This window comes from Saprospira grandis str. Lewin (assembly GCF_000250635.1).
GTDB lineage: Bacteria > Bacteroidota > Bacteroidia > Chitinophagales > Saprospiraceae > Saprospira > Saprospira grandis.
The window spans coordinates 1,757,308-1,775,883 of sequence record NC_016940.1 but is presented as its reverse complement, the minus strand read 5'-3'; the positions used below and the strand labels follow the sequence as shown (position 1 = coordinate 1,775,883).

Genomic DNA, 18,576 nt, shown 5'->3' with positions numbered 1-18,576 from the left:
GGGGATTTACCAAACGGCCACCGAAACGCCCGCCTGAAGTTGAAGACCACTGTATTGGTCAAATTCTTTGTTGTTTACATAAGGATATTGGGCCTGAATATGGACCAAAAATCGCTCGGCCTGATAAATATTGCAGCCTACAATTGGGCTAAACTGAAAGCCCTGCTCTGCCGAGCTTCTCGATATGCCGCCTAGCTCCAAGCCATAATAAGGCACCATAAAATGCCGACGAATACCTCGCTCAAAAGAACCCAAAACCGAAAATCCCCAATAACTGAGGTTTTCGCCCCCCTTTTTGCTGCTGCCCAACTGGCTGTAGCGCCCTTCTATCCGAAGATAGCCCAGCATATCTTTATCCGAACTCCCAATGCTGAAAATCACAATCTGGGCATTGATACCATGAAATAAGCCCAAACTATCCATATTCTGCTGAGGAATAAAACTGCTATAGCCCACTCCAGGCATAAAAAAACGTTCCCAATCCAAACTAGCATCGGGTTTTTTGTCTTGGCCCAAAACAAAGAGGGGAAGGGCCAAAAACAAGATCCATAGGAATTTTTGCATAATGTTCTGTTTTCCTCAATTTAATAAAAAAATAGGAGCTTGTCTCGCCCCGCAGGCCCATATTTAAAAGGCCCAAAATGGGAGAAATAAAAGCGCTTGCTTACCTTTGCCCAAACTTCAATCTACCAGCATGCTAAAAACAATGATTAAGGCCTCTCAAATGGCCAACCTGACAGACGCCCGCTATTTTGCCGCCTGGGGCGTAGAATATATGGGCTTTTGTATTGACCCCAATGCTGCCGAAGCCCTTTCTATTACGGAGTTTAAAGCCATGAAGGAATGGCTGGTGGGCCCCCAAATTGTTGGGGAGTTTATGGGCCTCAATCAAGCCGAAGAACTCTTGCCCTGGATCGAAAAACTAGGCCTGCAAGCTATTCAACTCGGCCCCTTTTCTAGCCTAACCGCCGCCAAAGAATTGGCCCAACATACCCAAATTATTAAGGAGGATGTTTTAGAATCCCTAGACGATCTCTCTAATCTTGCTAGCACTTATGCCGAATGGCAAGCCTATACCACGCTCTTCCTGCTCGATTTAGAGCGCAATAATATGCATTGGAAGGACCTCAACCCCCAGCAAAAAGCCCAATTAGCCGAGCTGGCTCAAACTTATCCGCTCTGCCTCAGCCTCCCCTTTGAGGCCTCAGAGCTAGACGATATTCTGGCCCTGGGCATTAAAGGCCTCTCCCTCAAAGGAGGCGAAGAGGAAAAAGTCGGCTACAAATCCTTTGATGAATTAGACGATATTTATGAGGTCTTGATGGAAGACTAAAGCAAAATGGGAGTATAGCTCGGCGCTATACTCCCATTTTTTGATTCTCGCTTTTTAGCGCCTATTTTTCAGGCTTTTCCCAGCCTTCTATGGGGTCTACAGCAATCATCTGTAGCTCCAAACGCTCTTTGCCCTTGGCATTGATGGCCTCAATCTGCTCGTACCAATCATAAGCCGACTGGTTGATGCGGCCCATAAATTTGCCCCAGAAAATAAAAAATACATAGTCGCTATCTTCGGCCATACTATAGCTCTTTTGGCTAAAAGCCTGCTGAAAAAAGGGAGTCCAATCAGACAATTGCAAACTACTATCAATATCTAGCTTATCCATTTGCTCCCACTCTTCCAAAAATAAGGTCAATCCCCCAGAACAATCTATGCTATCTGGCTTATAGCGCAAGCGATAGCCCTCCCGATTGAAGATGTATACCTCTGGCGCCTCTGGTCCAAATTCCGCATACTGCTGATAGCCAGCAAAATGCGCAATCTGCTGGCTGTCGACCGCTATTTTTTTTCGCAAATAGTCGTATAAACTGCTGGCAGTCTCCTCTTTGGGCTGCTTCACCCCATAATAACGAAGCATAATTTTCTGACAAGAAGAAAGGGAAATAACTAAGAGTAGAAAGAAAAAGAGCTGTTTCATAAGCGGGTTTTAGTAAAAAAATAAGTCTGCGCAAGATAGTTTTTTAATTAAAAATAGTTTGCTGTTTTGGGGCCTCCGCTGCGGCTTCGCCTTGCGGCGGTTACTCCCTTCGGTCGTCGAACTGCGGCCTAAAGACCTTGTTGTCGTTTCAGGGCTCGCAGGTCTGCTCGGCCCTGCGCGGGCTTCGCCCGCTGGGTCTGGCCTAACGGCCACCCTTCCACATCGGTTACTCCCTTTGGTCGTCGAACTGCGGCCTAAAGGGCTTGTTGTGGCCGTTTGGCCTTCAGCCATAGGGCCGTTTATCCATGCTATTGGGGCCTTGTAGAAGAGCTGCTTTCATTCAAAATCTGTTGTTCTGCATCTAGAGGCGGCGAAGCCGCCGGCTGAGGGGCTGTAGCAGGGCCGCCGAAGGCGGCAGACCTAGGCGGCGCAGCCGCCGCAGGGCCGAGCAGACCTGCGAGCTGCGCAATGGCCCGACCCGAGCGTAGCGAGTGGGCAGCCCCAAAACATCCAGAAATATAGCGTTCTCCTCTACTCCTTGGCGGGGATGGACCAAAAAGCGGCCAAGATGAGCCGCTATTGCATTTTGTTTTGTACTTTGGCAGCTTTGCCCCCCAACCCCAGTTATTTAGTCTTCACTAATTTGCCCAAATGGGCCTGAAAATGAAAGCATTTATAGCCGTTTTAGCCTATCTGAAACCCTACCGTTTCCTAGGCGTTCTCAATGTGATTTTTAATGCCCTAACCGCCTTTTTTAGCATCTTTTCGCTAATGCTTTTGGGGCCCTTTCTCGATATTCTGTTTAAGGAGGAAATGCCCAGCCTGCCCGCCCAAGATCCTACGGCAAGTTGGAGCGATCAGTGGGTAACTTTCTTCAATCGGGAATTGATTATGTATATGCAGGAGCATGGGCGCCCTGCGGCCCTTTTTTGGGTTTGTGGGATCATGATTGGAGCCTTCTTTTTTAAGAATGTGTTCCGCTATTTGGCCCTTTTTGTCATGGCCCCCGTAAGAAACGGCATCGAAAGAGATTTGCGGCAGGCCGTTTTTGGCCAATTGATGAGTTTGCCGCTTTCCTACTTTTCGCAAGAGCGCAAAGGCGATTTGATGTCGAGACTCAGCTCCGATGTAAAAGAGCTACAATGGAGCGTGCTGCGTTCGGTAGAAACCTTGGTCCGCTCGCCTCTCACCTTAATTGGTTCGGTGGGAGTCATGCTCTATATCAGTCCAGAACTAACGGGTTTTTCTTTTGGGCTTTTCCTTTTTGTGGGCCTTATTATTGGCCAATTGGGTAAGGTGTTGCGGAAAAACTCGGCCAAGGCGCAGGCCAGTCTGGGCCGCATCCTCTCTCAAATAGAAGAGAGCATTGGGGGCTTAAGAGTGATTCAAGCCTTTGGGGCCGAGGGCTTTCAGCGAGAGCGCTTTGCCGAAGAAAACAGCTATTATCTGAATGTGAGCAATCGGATTCAGTGGCGCAAGGACCTCTCCTCTCCCTTGACGGAATTCTTGGGGATCTGCGTCATTGCGGCCCTTTTGCTTTATGGTGGACACCTCGTCTTTGATGGCGCTTTTGATGCCTCGACCTTTGTGATGTTTATCTTGATGTTTTACAATATCATTGATCCGGCTAAATCCTTTGCCACCGCCCTTTATGATGTGCAAAAGGGCCGAGCTGCAGCCGATCGCCTCAACCAAATCCTCAAAGCGCCTCGAGAAATTGATGAGCAGCCCAATGCCTTGGCCATTAGTGAGCTCAAAGAAGCCATAGAGGTCAAAAATATTCAGTTTGGCTATGAAAAGGACCAAAAAGTATTGGATGGAGTGAGTTTTCGCTTAGAAAAAGGGAAAACCATCGCCTTGGTGGGCGTATCGGGTTCTGGAAAATCAACCATTGCCGATTTACTTCCCCGTTTTTATGAGCCCCAATCTGGCGAAATCCTTTTGGATGGCGAGCCCCTTTCGGCTTATCGCCTACAAGATTTGCGGGCCTTATTTGGGATGGTTTCTCAGGATGCTATTCTCTTTAATGATACCATATATAATAATATCGTTTTTGGTTTGCCCAATGTAAGCAAAGAGCAAGTAGAAGCGGCGGCCAAAATTGCCTTTGCCCACGACTTCATTATGGAGCAAGAAGAGGGCTATCAAACCAATATTGGGGATCGAGGCATGAAGCTCAGTGGGGGGCAGCGGCAACGGCTGACCATTGCTCGAGCAGTACTGCGCAATCCTCAGGTCTTAATTTTGGATGAGGCCAGCTCAGCCCTAGATGCCGAATCTGAACAGGCCGTACAAAAAGCCCTAGATGAGCTCATGCAAGAGCGGACCGCCTTGCTGATTGCACACCGCCTGTCTACGGTCCAACAAGCCGATGAAATCTTAGTGATGCAAGAAGGCAAAATTGTAGAAAGAGGAAGCCCTGCGGACTTAGTGGCCCAAAATGGGGTTTATGCGAAGTTGGTGGCCTTGCAGCGTTTGTAGCCCCCCATTTTCATAGTTCTTAAATAAGTTCTATTGAAAAATAGCCTCAAAAGTCGTAATATAGCAGCGTTCTTTGCGAAAAAGCTGAGCAACAGCTTCCTTTCCAACCTTATAATTACCATTTAAGCTATGCAAGAAGATATAGATTTAGCCCTAGAAGCTGCCGAAGAAGGCATGCAAAACAGTATTGTCCACTTTCAGCGTGAACTCCTCAAGATTCGCTCAGGAAAAGCTACCCCTCAAATGGTAGCCGACGTAAAAGTAGAGTATTACGGTATGCCCACCCCACTCAATCAAGTGGCTGGCATCAAAACAACCGATGCTCGTACCCTCGTTATCCAACCCTTTGAAAAGAAAATGGTCTCTGTGGTAGAGCAAGCTCTCTATGCCGCTAATTTGGGAATTACTCCTCAAAGCGATGGAGAGGTGGTCCGTATGGTCGTGCCACCACTTACCGAAGAACGCCGTAAGCAATTGGTCAAGCAAGCTTCTGGCTTTGCAGAAGATGCCAAAGTAAGTATCCGCAACTCTCGCCGCGATGCCATCCAAGAGGTAAAAGCCGCCGTTAAAGAAGGCTATCCCGAAGATGCCGGAAAACGCAGCGAGCAAACGGTACAAGAGCTAACCGATAAGTATAGCAAGCAGGTGGATAGCATCTTTGCTAAAAAAGAAGAAGAACTCATGACGGTTTAATTCCCTCAAGAACCTAAAGCAAAAAGAGCAACTGTTTTTCAGTTGCTCTTTTTTTGTGACCAAAGTCGCCATTTGGGTCTATAAGAGACAAAAAACTAAATCGCTTTTGTATCTTGATAGTCCATTTCAAAATTGCATACTATGCCAAATACATTTACCTATTTGCTCAAGCGTCTCTGGGACGAGATTACCCGCCTGTTTAGCTTGCATCTGGATACCGATGAAGCCGGAACCACCGAGAACGTGAAAAAGAGCATCGAATTTAGAGGGGGAAACCTTTGGGCCCTCATTTTTGCCTGCTTGATCGCCTCTATCGGACTGAATACCAACTCTACGGCAGTAGTCATCGGGGCCATGCTTATCTCGCCCCTTATGGGGCCGATTGTCGGGGTGGGCTTTTCCGTGGCTACCAATGATTTCGGTACCCTCAAATATTCTTTGCGCAACCTGGTCCTGATGATTGTCCTCAGTATCGGTGCCGCCGCTTTCTACTTTTTGCTCTCTCCCCTCAAAGAACCTACCGCCGAGCTGATCGCCAGAACGCAACCCTCGCTCTATGATGTGCTGATTGCCGTTTTGGGTGGGGTGGTCGGTATTGTGGCCAGCTCTCGCCGCGACCGAGGTAATGCTATTCCAGGGGTGGCTATCGCTACCGCCCTTATGCCTCCGCTTTGTACAGCGGGCTACGGCTTGGCTACCCTGCAATTGGAGTTCTTTATGGGCGCCTTTTATCTCTTCTTTATCAACTCTATTTTTATTGCCCTGACGACCATGATTGTCGTGCGCTCTTTGCAGTTTCCCCAAATTGAGTTTCTCGATAAGAAGCGGGAAAAACAAATGAAATGGGCTATTTTGCTCATCGTTGTGGTGACCGTAGTGCCCAGTGTCTTTACGGCTATTCATGTGGTCAATGAGGCGATTTTTACCCGCCGAGTTAAAGACTTTGTTAGCGAAAACCTCATGATGATGGAGAAAAGTGAGGTCCTGCAATATAAGGCCAAGTATGCTAGCGATTCCTCGGTCATTGAGGTCATTATGTTTGGCGAAGAACTTAGCGATGAACGCATTGCAGAGTTTAGCCGAAAGCTGAAAAACTATGAGCTAGAACATACCTTTCTCGATATCCATCAGTCTACCGAAAAACGCCCAACTGATCTCCCTCAACAAAATTTTGATGTGAGTAAATATGAGGAGATTTATCGCCGAAAAACCGAGGAAATTGAAAGCCGAGAAAGCCAAATTCGTGAACTAAGAGAGGAGATCGCCCGCATGAAGGCGGCCCAACATCCTATCCATAAGGCCAATCTGGACAAGATTTCTCGCAAAATTGCAGCGCTCTATCCCGACATTGAGGCCATCGGCCTGAGCGAGGTGGTCAAAAGTAGCCAACTCCAAGATTCTGTCATTACGGATACCCTGCCCACGGCCCTCATCCACTGGAAAAATAGCCGCCAAGCCGATAAATACACCCAAAATTTAAGCAAATATCTGCAACTAGAATTGGGCTTAGATACCGTAGAAGTGGTAAATTATTAGGATTTGGGGCCTCCTGCCTACGGCAGGCGCTACGCTGCAGGGCTCGCAGGTCTGCTCGGCCCTGCGGCCTGACGGCCTTGGTCTGCGGCTTCGCCGCCCCCTTTCGCATCGCTAGGCCGTTTGTCTGCAGCCTAAAGGCCGCAGCCATTCTTGTTGGACCTTGGTTTTTCTTGTCGCAGCGGCTTAAAAGCCCCTGCTTTTTTGGCGGAAGGAGCTGGCTGTGCTGTTCCTAAATTGGCTGCTGGTTTCAACCTGCAGCCCATGGCCGAAGGCCAAATGGCCTAGGGGCCTGAAAGGGTGCCGCGTAGCGGCAGACCCAGGGCGAAATGAAATGAGCCCGCAGGGCCGAGCAGACCTGCGAGCCCGGCAAGGGCCCGGCCGCCGAAGGTGGCAGGCCCCAAAATAACAGCAGTTTGGAAAAACAAGCGCTTCTGATGCTTGTAGCTAGGTAAATGTTTTCTATGCGCCGCTTTTTTCTTAATATTGAGCTCATCTATAGCAAAACTGGCTGTAGATGAGCTTTTTTATGATTTGATTGACTTGATGATATGGCAAAAAAGAAAAAACAACAACCGCCTAAAAAGGCGCCCAAAGTCCAGCCAGCCCCCAAAGTAGAGGCGAAAACTGCGGCTAAAGCTGGCTTTTGGCTAAAGACCAATTGGCAAGTTTACCTTTTATTTATTGTCTCTTTTCTGCTTTATGCCAATACCTTGGGCCACCAATATGCCGTAGATGATAGCATTGTGATTCAGAAAAATCAGTTTACTCGCCTTGGCCTAAAAGGGATGTCGGGCATTTGGGGAGAAGATACTTTTGTAGGCTTTTTTGGTGGCAAACGGAATTTGGTGGCAGGGGGCCGTTATCGCCCATTTACCCTGGCCACCTTTGCCCTAGAAATGCAGTTGTTTGGGAAGCCGGCCAAGGATGCGCAGGGCAATCTGCTCAAAGACGAAAAAGGTCGACAGCTCTATGATGGGAATCCCGAAATTAGCCATGCTATCAATGCCATTTTATACGGTTTGTTGGTGGTGGTCCTATTCCTTTGGATCATGGCCCTTTTTGATCCTCAAATGAAGGACAAAAAGCTCCTGCACTTTCTAGCTTTTGCCACGGCCCTGCTCTTTGCCGCTCATCCCTTACATACCGAAGCGGTGGCCAATATTAAGGGCCGAGATGAGATCATGGTTACTCTGGGCGCTATTTTGGCGGCCTATTGGAGCCTTAAAGCCGTGGACCAGCCCAAAAAGCTCTTTCTCTATGCCGGCGGAGCAATTTTGGCCTTTTTTGTGGCCCTCTTTTCTAAGGAAAGTGCCATCCCCTTTATCGTTTTGATCCCGCTTTCGTTCTACTTTTTCCGCAAGCAGTTGGGCTTCGACAAATTATTGATTTGGACGGTTCCCTTTGTGGTGGCCGCCGCCGTTTTTTGGTTTGGCATGCGCAATCCCGCCATTGGTTGGGATGGTAAAACAGAGCCCGCCGTCGAACTAATGAATGATCCCTATCTCAAATTGGCGCCCGCCCCCGATGGAAAAACGCAGGTATATGTCCCCTTTAGCGATTCAGAACGTTATGGAACGGTGCTCTATACTTGGGGCGAATATGTCCGTCTTTTGGTGCTTCCACATCCATTAACCAATGACTATTATCCCAAGCATATCCGTGGGGCCAAAAATGAAATTCCAACTCTAACAGATCCTTGGGTACTCCTGATTTTATTGTTCCATATTGCTTTGGCCGTTTGGGCCTTTATGGGCTTGCTCAAGCGAAAACCCTACGCCTTTGCGCTGATCTTTTATGCCGCTACTTTTTCGGTGGTCTCCAATTTGTTCTTTCCCATTGGGACCAATATGGCCGAGCGCTTTATGTTTATGCCTTCTGTCGGCTTTAGTTTGTTATCCGCCTTGGGGATTTTGGCCCTCTTGCGCCGCATGCCAGACAATAAAGAAGGAGTGAAAAACTATTCTCTGGGACTTTGGAGCCTGCTCTTTGTTTCGGCCCTCTATGCCTATAAAACCATAGACCGAAATCCGGCCTGGTATGATGATTATACCCTCTTTACTACCGATATAGAGGTTTCGCCCAATAGCGCTAAGCTCAACAATGCGGTTTCTGGGGTGTTACAAGAGCGCATCCAAGACCCCAAAATGCCCGCCGCCGAAAAAATGCGCATCTTGCAAAAGGCCCAAGGCCATGCCGCCAAGGCCATCGAGCTGCACCCCAGCTATACCAACGCTTGGCTGTTGCAAGGCAATGCCTTTATTTATATGGGCGAATTGAAGGAGCAACAGAATGCGGCACAAGAAGCCCTAAAACTCTTTGATCAGGCCATTGCCTGCTTCAATCAGGTCAAGGTCTATCGGCCCGAGCATCCCGATGTAAATAATAACATGACGGTTGCGCATCGAGATAAGGCCAGAGTATTGGGCCAGCGGCTGAATAAACTGCAGGAGGCTGTCAATGAACTACAAAAGGCTTATAGCCTCAGCAATGGCCAAGATTTTGAAACCCTCCGCCTGATGGGCATTGCCTATGGCATTGGTGGAAATCCGCAGTTGGCGGCCCGCTATTTTGAGGAGGCCTTGGCCATCATGCCCAACAATATTGCAATCCTCTACAACTTAGAAGCGGCCTATAAGCAATTGGCCGAAAATGGGGGAGGAGCTGCCGCCCAGCAAAAGGCCCAAGAATATGGCCGCCGCTGGAAAGCTATCGACCCCAATTACGATCCTAGAAAAGCACAGTAATGAAAAATATTTTGGCCCAAAGGCCCCCTATACATCAAATCCGCCAGCTGCCTTTGCCCGCTCCCGAGCGGCAAGAACTGGCCAATGGTCTCATTTTGCACGAGCTGCAAATGGGCAGCCAGGAGGTCCTCAAAATCGAATGGCTATTTCAGGCGGGCCGCTGGTTTGAAGAACATAAGTTGCAGGCCCGAGCTACTGCCGCCTTGCTCAAGGCAGGGGCTGGCCAACGCACAGCCGATGAACTGGCCGATTTCTTTGATTTTTATGGGGCCAAACTCAAGATTTCTGACGATTTCGATGGTTTGAGTATTCGCCTCTATTGCTTGTCTAAACATTTGCCCAAATTGCTGCCGGCGGTCATGGATTTGCTCCTAGATCCTCAGTTTGAACAAGAAGAACTGGACCAATTTAAGCAGTTGAGCAAGCAAAGACTACGCATTCAGCTCCAACGAAATGAGTTGCAAGCCTATCGCATCTTTACCGAAAAGCTCTTTGGTAGCGAACACCCCTATGGCTATAATAGTGAGGCAGAGGATTATAAATTGCTTAACCGAGAGCTGCTTTTGGCCCATCATCGCCGTTGCTTTTTGGCCAATAATTGCCAAGTGATTGTTAGCGGAAAAACCGATGCAGCAAGCATGGATTTACTCAAAACAGAGCTGAGCCGCCTGCCTCAAGGGCCAAGTCCGCAGGGCTCTGCCTTGCTTTTGCCCCCAGCCGAAATGGGCGTTTTTCACTATCCCGCCATCAAGGCCGAAAGCCAACAGGCCTCTATCCGCATTGGCCGCCGAGCACTCTCGCAAAAGTCTCCAGATTATGCGGCCTTCCATTTTACCAATACGCTTTTGGGCGGCTATTATGGCGCCCGCCTGATGCAAAATCTTCGAGAAGATAAGGGCTATACCTATAGCGTCTACTCGGCGGAGGAGCTGATGCGGCATGCAGGCTATTTCTATATTTATACGGATGTGGCCAAGGAGGTGAAAACTGCGGCTTTGACCGAGATTTATAAGGAAATAGAACGACTACAAGAGGAGCCCGTAGCCGAGGAAGAGATGCAGATGCTCAAAAATTACTCGCTCGGGATGTTTCTCTCTGCTACAGATGGGGTGTTCAATCTCTCGGAGGTCTGGAAAGAGCTGATTTTATCGGGCCTAGACGCTAGTTTCTACAACCAATTGGTAGAGGCTACTCTGGCTATGCCCGCCTCCGAGGTGATGCGCATTGCCCAAACTTATCTCCAAAAAGAACAACTTACTGAGGTGGTTTTTGGCTAGTTTTTTTTGGGGCCTCCCGCCTGCGGCGGGCGCTACGGTTACTCCCTTTGGTCGTCGAACTGCGGACTAAAGTCCTTGTTGTCAGGGCTCGCAGGTCTGCTCGGCCCTGCGGCCTAACGGCCTGGGTCTGCGGCTTCGCCGCCCCCTTTCGCATCGCTAGGCCTGCGGCGGCTTCGCCGCCTGTAGGACCGTATAAATGGCAAAAGGCCCAATCCTTTAAAGGATTGGGCCTTTTTATGCAAAAAAGCCTTGAGTTTATTCCTCCTTATGGTAGTGGTCATCCCAATTTTTAACCTCAGGTTCTTTGAGTTCGCCCAAGCTAGCAGCTACAGAAGTGGCCACCATGGCATCTCCAGTAACATTGGCCACCGTTCTACACATATCGAGGGGGCGGTCAATAGCGAAGATGAGGGCAATACCTGCAGAGGGGACCCCAATAGACTCAAGGACCACCACCAGCATGAGCATACCCGCACCGGGCACGGCCGCGGAGCCAATAGAGGCGAGAGTAGCGGTCATTACAATGCTTAGTTGGGCACCCAAAGTGAGCTCATAGCCGAGGACCTGGGCAATAAATACGGCGGCAACGGCTTGGTACAAACTGGTCCCATCCATATTGATGGTAGCGCCAACGGGCAAAACAAAACTACTGACCTCCTTGCTCACGCCAATATGCTCTTCTACTCGCTCCATGGTAACGGGCAGAGTAGCAGCACTAGAACTGGTCGAGAAGGCAAGTAATTGGGCGGGGAGAATATTTTTGGTAAAAAAGCTAGGCGACTTTTTGGCAAAGAGCATAACCAGCAGCACATCAATAGCAATAAGGCTAGCTAGGCCAAGGACCACCGTTAGGGCGTACCAAATCAGGGCGTAGAAAATCTCGGCATCGGGGGCTTCGGCCACAAGAGAGGCCATAAGGGCCAAAACGCCATAGGGAGCGCCCAACATAATGAGATCAATAAGTTTGAGGACCACCTCATTGGCCCCATCAAAAAAGGCCTTGACGGGCTCGGCTTTTTGGGGATCAATCAAGATAATGCCGATGCCAAAGAAAATGACAAAGAAAATCGTTTGCAGCATCAGCCCATTATTAGAGAGGGCCACAAAAATATTGGAAGGGACCAGATCAATTAGGGCTTGGAGAGGGCCCTTGCCTTTTTCGGCGGCGGCGGCCATAATCTTGCTATCGGCATCGCCTTTAAACTGGGCCAAAAGGCCGTCTCGGGTGGCTTCAGAAACGCCGCCGCCGGGCTCAATGAGATTGACCATAATCAGGCCGATGCTCACGGCGATAATGGTAGTACAAACATAAAAGAGAATGGTGCGGCCGCCCATGCGGGAGAGCTTAGAAATATCTTGGAGATCGGCCACCCCTTTAATGAGCGAAGTGACAATAAGAGGGACCGCAATCATTTTGAGCAGGTTAATAAAAATGGTCCCAAAGGGTTTGATCCAGTTTTGGATAAAGATGGCGGCGGTATTCTCCCCATTTTCTAGGGTGGTTCCAAATTGCAGGGCGATGACTGCTAGGACAATACCGGCTAACATGCCTAATAAAATTTGCCAGTGTAGGGCTAGTTTTTTCATGTAGATAATTTTTTTTGGGCAAAATTGCAGCTTGCAAACAAAAAGGCCTGAGCATCCTTGTATCTTTTGAGTAATTTTGTCTTAATGAATGTGGAGAGACTTTGTTTTGGGCCGGGCGTTTATTGGCCTAGCGCTGTGGAGGGGTGGCCGCCAGGCCAGACCGAGCTTTTTTGAGCAAAGCGAAAAAAAGCGAAGGGCCGAGCAGACCTGCGAGCCCCGCAACATAGCGCCGCAGCTTGCTGCGGAGGCCCCAAAAAATAAATAAAGTCTGTCGATAAATTAAATTCTTTTTTTCATGATGCGTCTTTTGCTACTTTTTTCTGCTTTGAGTTGGGGGCTAAATGCCCAGCTGCTGCAAGATAAATTTGCAGAGGTTTATCCCGAACGGCCCTATTCTGTAGTGGCTTTGCGAGAGGCTGGCGGCTACAATGACCTATCTGTTTGGTTGGCTATCAATGAGTTGGATAGCAGTTTGTCTTTGGGGGCTTTGGGCAAGGAAGTGCAGGCGGCCTATCAGTTGGAGCGGCATATCCTTCGGGATGGAAAGCCTCATAAAAGTACCTATTATTTGCCAACGGGCGATAAGGAGCGTCGTTTGGACTACTACTATCGGCAGGGGCAAATTTTGGCCATTGATGAATTCGAGTTTGACAGTTTGCAGGAGGAGCAGTTGGTGTATTTGCACAGCTTTTTGTACAAAAAAGACTCGGTTCCTTTGCAAAAGGTGACGGAATATAAGCAGGAGCGGCAGTTTCGGCAACTCTTTGTTTATGACTTTGATGAGCAGGGGCGTTTGTTGCGGCAAAAAGTAGAGGATGTAGGACAAATGAGGGACCTCAATGCCATGCAGTCCATTTGGCCCAACAAAAGCTTACTTTTGTATAGCTATGAGCAAGAGGCCGAATTGGCTCGTCTTTATCATGACCAACACCGTTTAGTATATAGAGAGCGGGCCCAGCTGAATGAAAAAGGGCAAGTATTGACAAAAACTAGGAAAGACCGAAGGAATCGACTAATTTGGGATGAAAATTACCAGTATAGTAGTCAACGGCTCGCCAAAAAAGAACGCTATCGCTTTAGTGCGGATGGCGATCGGCAATTGGAGGAGCGCATTTTCTATGAATACGAGGGGCCAGCAGGGCTATTATCTCGTAAAATTGTAGAAAAAGCAGGGCGACAATACGTCTATGATTTTCAATACTCTATTAGCGAATAGAACGCAGTCCGTTCACAGTAAGAAAGACAGATGAGTACATCTTCCAACCATATTCCAAAAACCCAAGAAGAACTAAAAGCCGAATGGGAGCTGATACAGCAGGCGCAGCAACAGCCTCGGGCATTTGGGCCACTGTATAGGCGTTATCATGAACCCATTTTTCGCTTCATTTATAAGCGGACGGGGGATGAGAGCTTGAGCGCAGACCTCTGCTCTCAGGTATTTCTAAAAGCCATGCAAAATCTGGGCAGCTACGAGTTTAGGGGCTTAGCTTTTGGGGCTTGGCTGTACCGCTTGGCCAGCAATGAAATTGCCCAGTTTTTTAGAAAAAACCGCCGACATAGAGTGGTGCACATTGAAGAACAACAACTGCAGCTGTTGCAAGACGAAATGGAGATTGAGGATAAAATTGGTCTAGAATTTCGCTACAAACAGATGCAAGAAATTATTGAGCAACTCAAGGCCGAGGAGGTCCAAATATTGGAGCTTCGCTTCTTCGAGTCGCGCCCATTCAAGGAAGTAGGAGAGATCTTAGATATTACCGAAAATAATGCAAAAGTGAAGGTGTATCGGCTCTTACAGAAAATGAAAAAAATGCTCAAAAAGCTGGCATAGACCACTAACATAAACTAACTGTCATGAATAACAATTACAAAATTGAACGCGATTTACCTCCGCTTAGCAGCGAGAAAATTGCTCAGTACCAAGACTTTGAGGCCCTGATGGGGCAGTTTGAAGCGCAAACTGGGCAAGCTGAAAAACCGCAGGCCGCAGAGGAGCCCAAGGCCAAAACGCCAGCCGCTATCCGCTATGGATTGGGGGCGGCTATGGCTATTCTCTTGGCCATTTTGAGCTGGTGGATGCTGCCTAAAGAAAGCGCAAAAAATCAGGACGTACTCAACTTTTTGCCCGAATATGAGGCTTATGCCGCAGCTTTGCCGCCTCAGCTAGAGGCCCAGCAGGGCGAGCTCCCGCAAGACCTTCGCTGCCGCATTATCCAAACGCCTTTGGCGAGCTATCAGGCGGGCTTGCTGCCTTTGGCCCAAGAATCAGGCGATTTTGTTTGGCAAAAAGCCGTTTGGCAATTGCAAACGGAGGCCGAAAATCTACAGCTTTTTTGGCCCGAAAAAGGCAACTTGGCCCTCTATCGCTTTAATGCCGCCAACCAAAGTTGGCAGCCTATGGCTACTGCCGAAACGGCAGCCTTACAGGCCCAAATTGAAGCAGAGTTTCCCTTGCCCAAAAAGCCTTTGGCTCCCGAAAAGCTCAAGGAAAATATGCAGGTCTTTAATGTAGACCTAGATGCGCAGGAGTTTCCAACTTTGGCCCAATATAAGGAGCTGCTCTGGGTGGCCCCTAAATCTAAAATTAAGGGCGATTGGTTTGAGGTGAACTGGACGGATATCAGTATCCAAAAACAGGACGAATTGCACTACCAATTGCAACTCAAAAATAAGGACCAAAAGCTGTCTCTAGCCGTGCAGCCCCTTATTCCTTACACCCAAGCTAGCCAGGCGCGCTACCAAAAGGAGTTGGCCCAATATGAAGAAAAATTGGCGGCTCAAAAAGAGCAAAGAGCCCTAGCCCTGGCCAAGGCAGAACAGCAGCTGATCCAAGAGTCAGGCAGCTGGGCTTATGGCCAAAATACCCCCTGGCAAGAGGTGTTGGCTAGCGATAAAACCCTCACTATTCAAAATGAAAATGGGGAGCAACTGGCCCTCAAAGAACTCATTATCGAGACCGAAGAGGGATTGGTTTACCGCAGCAATGCCCAAAAGCCCCTACTGCCCAAGGCCAAGATTAAAAATCTCTGGGGCCTAGATGCCCAAAATCAACTCTGGCAACAACAAGCCAATGGCCAATTTAAAGCCCTCGGTAAATTGAAATAAGCTAAAGCTAAGCCGCTCTACTTTTTGTAGGGGGGCTTTTTTTGGGGCCCGCGGCCGGCTAGGCTTCGCCTAGGTCGGCCGCCGCTATGCTGCGGGGCTCGCAGGTCTGCTCGGCCCTGCGGGCTCCACTTCGTTCCGCCCTAGGTCTGGCCTTCGGCCACCCACTCCGCAGCGCTGGGCCAAGCCCAGTTTTGGCCAAATCGCCCGCCGCCAAGCAGTAGCCCCAGCCCCAATCTTCTATTTGTAATTGAGGGAAAAAAAAATTACTTTTGTTGGGTATCCAAAAAGACGTTAATAAATGCCCTCGGGCAGTAATCATATGGGAAAAGTAATCGCCATCGCTAACCAAAAAGGAGGAGTGGGCAAAACCACTACAGCCATCAACCTGGCCGCTAGCCTTGCCATCTTAGAGCATAAGGTCCTCCTCATTGATGCAGACCCCCAAGCAAATGCCACCTCAGGAGTAGGCATCTCTCCAGATAGTATCGAACAGAGCTTATATGACTGTTTGGTCAATGAACTGGACCCCAAAACAATTATTCAGTCTACCTCTACGCCCGACCTAGACCTACTGCCCGCCCATATCAATCTGGTCGGCGCAGAAATCGAACTGATCAACCGCTGGCAAAGAGAGTATATCATGAAGGGCCTAATTGCCCCCCTCAAAGAAGAATACGACTTTATTATTATTGATTGTTTGCCCTCTTTGGGCCTAGTTACCGTAAACGCCCTGACGGCCTCAGACTCTGTAGTCATCCCCGTCCAATGCGAGTACTTTGCCCTAGAAGGACTAGGCAAATTGATGAATACCATCCGCCTAGTCAAAAGCCAAATCAATAAACAACTCGATATTGAAGGCATCCTGCTCTCTATGTACGATGCCCGCCTCCGCCTCGCCAAAGAGGTGGTAGAAGAGGCCCGCAAGTACTTTGGCGAAAGAGTCTTTAAAACGGTCATCCACCGAAACTCTAGAATTGCCGAAGCCCCAGGCGAAGGTAAACCCGTCGCTATGTACGATGCTAGCTCTAAAGGCGCCATCAATTTCTTTAATCTGGCCCAAGAAATTCTGAGCAAGAACGGACAAAAAGGCGAGGAAAAAGAACTCAAAGCACAGTTGCGCAAACAAGCCAATAAAGACTAATGGCTTTGGGCCAACAGAAGCGGCTGCGCCCCAAGGGCGCAGCCGCTTTTTTGTCTAGCTCGTTTGGCCACAACAAAGCCTTTAGGCTGCAGTTCGACGACCGAAGGGAGTAACCGATGTGAAAGGGTGGCCGTTCGGCCAGACCTAGGCGGCTTTGCCGCCGCAGGGCCGAGCGACCCGACCAACGGGAGCCGACGCAGCGAAGCAAGTAGTAGCGAGCCCTGACAACAAGGACTTTAGTCCGCAGTTCGACGACCAAAGGGAGTAACCGTAGCGCCGCAGCTTGCTGCGGAGGCCCCAAAACAAAACCCTCTGTGACAAAAATTACGACTAAATAGAAGAATAAACAGCTTCTTCTTTCATCAAAATAATGGAATGGGCTTAAGAGGACCTCGATCAAGAGGTCCAAAAACAAGAAAATTCAATTAAAAGCCAACTGCTTAGCCTGCACAAAATTAGCTTTCAAGCGCAAGGACAGTTGTTTTTAAATGAGTTCACTGAACTCCTTTGAAGATGACGTTCTTATAGCGCTTGAGTAAAAATTTTGAGTCATTTTAGGCATTTTTTGACAGGATAGCAGCGCTATCGTGGAGAAAAATAACGAGGAAGGGCGCAAAATTAGCTTTCAAGCGCAAGGACAGTTGTTTTTAAATGAGTTCACTGTATATTTGCCCAGATTTTTAAACCATAATTATCATTTCTAGGCTATGAATATTGCAATCGTAGGGACTGGCTATGTTGGGCTAGTAACAGGAACTTGTTTTGCCGAAACAGGCAATCACGTAATTTGTGTAGATATCAATGAAGAAAAAGTGCGGCAAATGCAGGCCGGACAGGTTCCCATTTATGAGCCCGAATTGGACCACCTTTTTGAGCGCAATGCTCAGGCTGGCCGCCTTAAGTTTACGACCAATCTGGCCGAGGCGATCAAAGATGCAGAAATTATCTTTTTGGCCCTGCCTACCCCTCCCGGTGGCGATGGCGCCGCCGACCTCTCTTATGTGATGGGCGTAGCAGATGACCTTAGCAAAATAATCACTTCTTATAAGGTGATTGTCGATAAAAGTACCGTGCCCGTAGGCACTGCCGAAAAAGTACATGCCATCTTGGCCAAAAACCTAGACGAGTCTCTCTTTGATGTGGTCTCTAATCCCGAGTTTTTGCGAGAAGGCGTTGCCGTAGAAGATTTTATGAAGCCCGACCGTGTAGTGATCGGAACCAACTCTGAGCGCGCCCGTGACTTGATGAAGAAACTCTATATGCCTTTCGTCCGCCAAGGTAATCCCATCTATTTTATGGATGAGCGCTCGGCCGAAATGACCAAATATGCCGCTAACTCTTATCTGGCTACCCGCATTTCTTTTATGAACGAAATCGCTAACCTCTGCGAGCGTGTAGGCGCCAATGTAGATGCCGTCCGCAAAGGAATGGGCTCAGATAATCGCATCGGTAAGCGCTTCCTATTTCCAGGTATCGGTTATGGCGGAAGCTGTTTCCCTAAGGATGTAAAGGCCTTGGCCAAAACAGCAGAAGAGTATGATTTTGACTTTAAAATTCTAAAGTCGGTCATGCAGGTGAACCAAAGACAGAAAAACCGCCTAGTCGAAAAGCTAGAAAACTATTATGGCGACGAACTTAAGGGGAAAACAATCGCTCTTTGGGGCCTTTCTTTTAAGCCCAATACCGACGATATCCGTGAGGCGCCCTCACTTTTGATTATTGAACAGTTGCTAGAGCTAGGCGCAAAAGTACAGGCTTTTGATCCCGAAGCAATGAGCCATATTCAACAAATCTTTGGCGATAAAATTACGCTTTGCGAAAATAAATATGAAGCCTTAGAAGGTGCAGATGCTTTGGCTATTCTAACCGAATGGAACGAGTTCCGCACACCCGATTTTGAGAAAATTGCCAGCCTGCTCAATAGCAAGGTCATCTTTGATGGCCGCAACCTTTACTCGCTAGAGCAAATGCGTGAGCAACCTTTTTATTACGAAAGTATTGGCCGTGCTACGGTTCACCCTAAAGCCTAATAAATT

General features: G+C 48.5%; 14 protein-coding genes. 11 read left to right on the top strand and 3 right to left on the bottom strand.

Annotated features, from left to right (window positions below):
- Positions 1 to 6: 6 nt before the first annotated feature.
- A complete protein-coding gene (locus SGRA_RS07865; protein ID WP_015692114.1) occupies positions 7 to 564 on the bottom strand; it encodes a hypothetical protein in 558 nt (185 codons plus the stop codon).
- A gap of 130 nt (positions 565 to 694) precedes the next feature.
- Between SGRA_RS07865 and SGRA_RS07860 the strand changes: the two genes are divergently transcribed.
- Entirely contained in the window at positions 695 to 1,333 is a 639-nt protein-coding gene (locus tag SGRA_RS07860; RefSeq protein ID WP_041329568.1) for a beta/alpha barrel domain-containing protein, read from the top strand.
- Positions 1,334 to 1,394: 61 nt separating this feature from the next.
- Here SGRA_RS07860 and SGRA_RS07855 read toward each other — a convergent pair whose 3' ends face one another.
- Positions 1,395 to 1,976 (bottom strand): hypothetical protein, encoded by a 582-nt coding sequence (locus tag SGRA_RS07855; RefSeq protein WP_015692112.1) that lies wholly within the window; start codon positions 1,974 to 1,976, stop codon positions 1,395 to 1,397.
- A gap of 663 nt (positions 1,977 to 2,639) precedes the next feature.
- Here SGRA_RS07855 and SGRA_RS07845 point away from each other — a divergent pair.
- From SGRA_RS07845 to SGRA_RS07825, 5 genes are all read left to right on the top strand, one after another.
- On the top strand, positions 2,640 to 4,457 hold the full coding sequence (locus tag SGRA_RS07845) for an ABC transporter ATP-binding protein (RefSeq protein WP_015692110.1): 1,818 nt from the start codon (positions 2,640 to 2,642) through the stop codon (positions 4,455 to 4,457).
- Positions 4,458 to 4,586: 129 nt separating this feature from the next.
- Positions 4,587 to 5,150 carry a ribosome recycling factor gene (gene frr, locus SGRA_RS07840; RefSeq protein WP_015692108.1) on the top strand — a complete coding sequence of 188 codons (564 nt, stop codon included), beginning with the start codon at positions 4,587 to 4,589 and terminating at the stop codon, positions 5,148 to 5,150.
- Between the two features lie 141 nt (positions 5,151 to 5,291).
- Positions 5,292 to 6,686, top strand: a complete 1,395-nt coding sequence (locus SGRA_RS07835) for a DUF389 domain-containing protein (RefSeq protein ID WP_015692107.1) — start codon at positions 5,292 to 5,294, stop codon at positions 6,684 to 6,686.
- Between the two features lie 548 nt (positions 6,687 to 7,234).
- A complete protein-coding gene (locus tag SGRA_RS07830) occupies positions 7,235 to 9,430 on the top strand; it encodes a tetratricopeptide repeat protein (RefSeq protein WP_015692105.1) in 2,196 nt (731 codons plus the stop codon).
- Complete coding sequence (locus SGRA_RS07825; RefSeq protein ID WP_015692104.1) at positions 9,430 to 10,707, top strand: M16 family metallopeptidase; 1,278 nt, start codon at positions 9,430 to 9,432, stop codon at positions 10,705 to 10,707. Before SGRA_RS07830 ends, SGRA_RS07825 begins: the two co-directional genes overlap by 1 nt.
- A 255-nt stretch (positions 10,708 to 10,962) precedes the next feature.
- Here the strand turns inward: SGRA_RS07825 and SGRA_RS07820 are convergent, their stop codons facing one another.
- A complete protein-coding gene (locus SGRA_RS07820; protein WP_015692103.1) occupies positions 10,963 to 12,294 on the bottom strand; it encodes a dicarboxylate/amino acid:cation symporter in 1,332 nt (443 codons plus the stop codon).
- 295 nt (positions 12,295 to 12,589) lie between these two features.
- Between SGRA_RS07820 and SGRA_RS07815 the strand changes: the two genes are divergently transcribed.
- The 5 genes from SGRA_RS07815 (at position 12,590) to SGRA_RS07790 (ending at position 18,570) form a co-directional block, all read left to right on the top strand.
- Positions 12,590 to 13,510 (top strand): hypothetical protein, encoded by a 921-nt coding sequence (locus SGRA_RS07815; RefSeq protein ID WP_015692101.1) that lies wholly within the window; start codon positions 12,590 to 12,592, stop codon positions 13,508 to 13,510.
- Positions 13,511 to 13,540: 30 nt separating this feature from the next.
- Positions 13,541 to 14,125 (top strand): RNA polymerase sigma factor, encoded by a 585-nt coding sequence (locus tag SGRA_RS07810; RefSeq protein WP_015692100.1) that lies wholly within the window; start codon positions 13,541 to 13,543, stop codon positions 14,123 to 14,125.
- 23 nt (positions 14,126 to 14,148) lie between these two features.
- Positions 14,149 to 15,399 (top strand): hypothetical protein, encoded by a 1,251-nt coding sequence (locus SGRA_RS07805; protein WP_015692099.1) that lies wholly within the window; start codon positions 14,149 to 14,151, stop codon positions 15,397 to 15,399.
- Between the two features lie 319 nt (positions 15,400 to 15,718).
- Entirely contained in the window at positions 15,719 to 16,540 is an 822-nt protein-coding gene (locus SGRA_RS07795) for a ParA family protein (RefSeq protein ID WP_041329565.1), read from the top strand.
- A 707-nt stretch (positions 16,541 to 17,247) separates the two neighbouring features.
- Complete coding sequence (locus SGRA_RS07790; RefSeq protein ID WP_015692095.1) at positions 17,248 to 18,570, top strand: UDP-glucose dehydrogenase family protein; 1,323 nt, start codon at positions 17,248 to 17,250, stop codon at positions 18,568 to 18,570.
- The last annotated feature ends 6 nt before the right edge of the window (positions 18,571 to 18,576 follow it).

What these genes read in the sequence shown, in the direction of transcription:
- SGRA_RS07865 (WP_015692114.1), bottom strand. Translation starts at nt 564, where the DNA reads ATGCAAAAATTCCTATGGATCTTGTTTTTGGCCCTTCCCCTCTTTGTT.
- SGRA_RS07815 (WP_015692101.1), top strand. Translation starts at nt 12,590, where the DNA reads ATGATGCGTCTTTTGCTACTTTTTTCTGCTTTGAGTTGGGGGCTAAAT.
- SGRA_RS07795 (WP_041329565.1), top strand. Translation starts at nt 15,719, where the DNA reads ATGGGAAAAGTAATCGCCATCGCTAACCAAAAAGGAGGAGTGGGCAAA.
- frr (WP_015692108.1), top strand. Translation starts at nt 4,587, where the DNA reads ATGCAAGAAGATATAGATTTAGCCCTAGAAGCTGCCGAAGAAGGCATG.
- SGRA_RS07860 (WP_041329568.1), top strand. Translation starts at nt 695, where the DNA reads ATGCTAAAAACAATGATTAAGGCCTCTCAAATGGCCAACCTGACAGAC.
- SGRA_RS07790 (WP_015692095.1), top strand. Translation starts at nt 17,248, where the DNA reads ATGAATATTGCAATCGTAGGGACTGGCTATGTTGGGCTAGTAACAGGA.
- SGRA_RS07810 (WP_015692100.1), top strand. Translation starts at nt 13,541, where the DNA reads ATGAGTACATCTTCCAACCATATTCCAAAAACCCAAGAAGAACTAAAA.
- SGRA_RS07855 (WP_015692112.1), bottom strand. Translation starts at nt 1,976, where the DNA reads ATGAAACAGCTCTTTTTCTTTCTACTCTTAGTTATTTCCCTTTCTTCT.
- SGRA_RS07830 (WP_015692105.1), top strand. Translation starts at nt 7,235, where the DNA reads ATGGCAAAAAAGAAAAAACAACAACCGCCTAAAAAGGCGCCCAAAGTC.
- SGRA_RS07835 (WP_015692107.1), top strand. Translation starts at nt 5,292, where the DNA reads ATGCCAAATACATTTACCTATTTGCTCAAGCGTCTCTGGGACGAGATT.
- SGRA_RS07805 (WP_015692099.1), top strand. Translation starts at nt 14,149, where the DNA reads ATGAATAACAATTACAAAATTGAACGCGATTTACCTCCGCTTAGCAGC.
- SGRA_RS07845 (WP_015692110.1), top strand. Translation starts at nt 2,640, where the DNA reads ATGAAAGCATTTATAGCCGTTTTAGCCTATCTGAAACCCTACCGTTTC.
- SGRA_RS07820 (WP_015692103.1), bottom strand. Translation starts at nt 12,294, where the DNA reads ATGAAAAAACTAGCCCTACACTGGCAAATTTTATTAGGCATGTTAGCC.
- SGRA_RS07825 (WP_015692104.1), top strand. Translation starts at nt 9,430, where the DNA reads ATGAAAAATATTTTGGCCCAAAGGCCCCCTATACATCAAATCCGCCAG.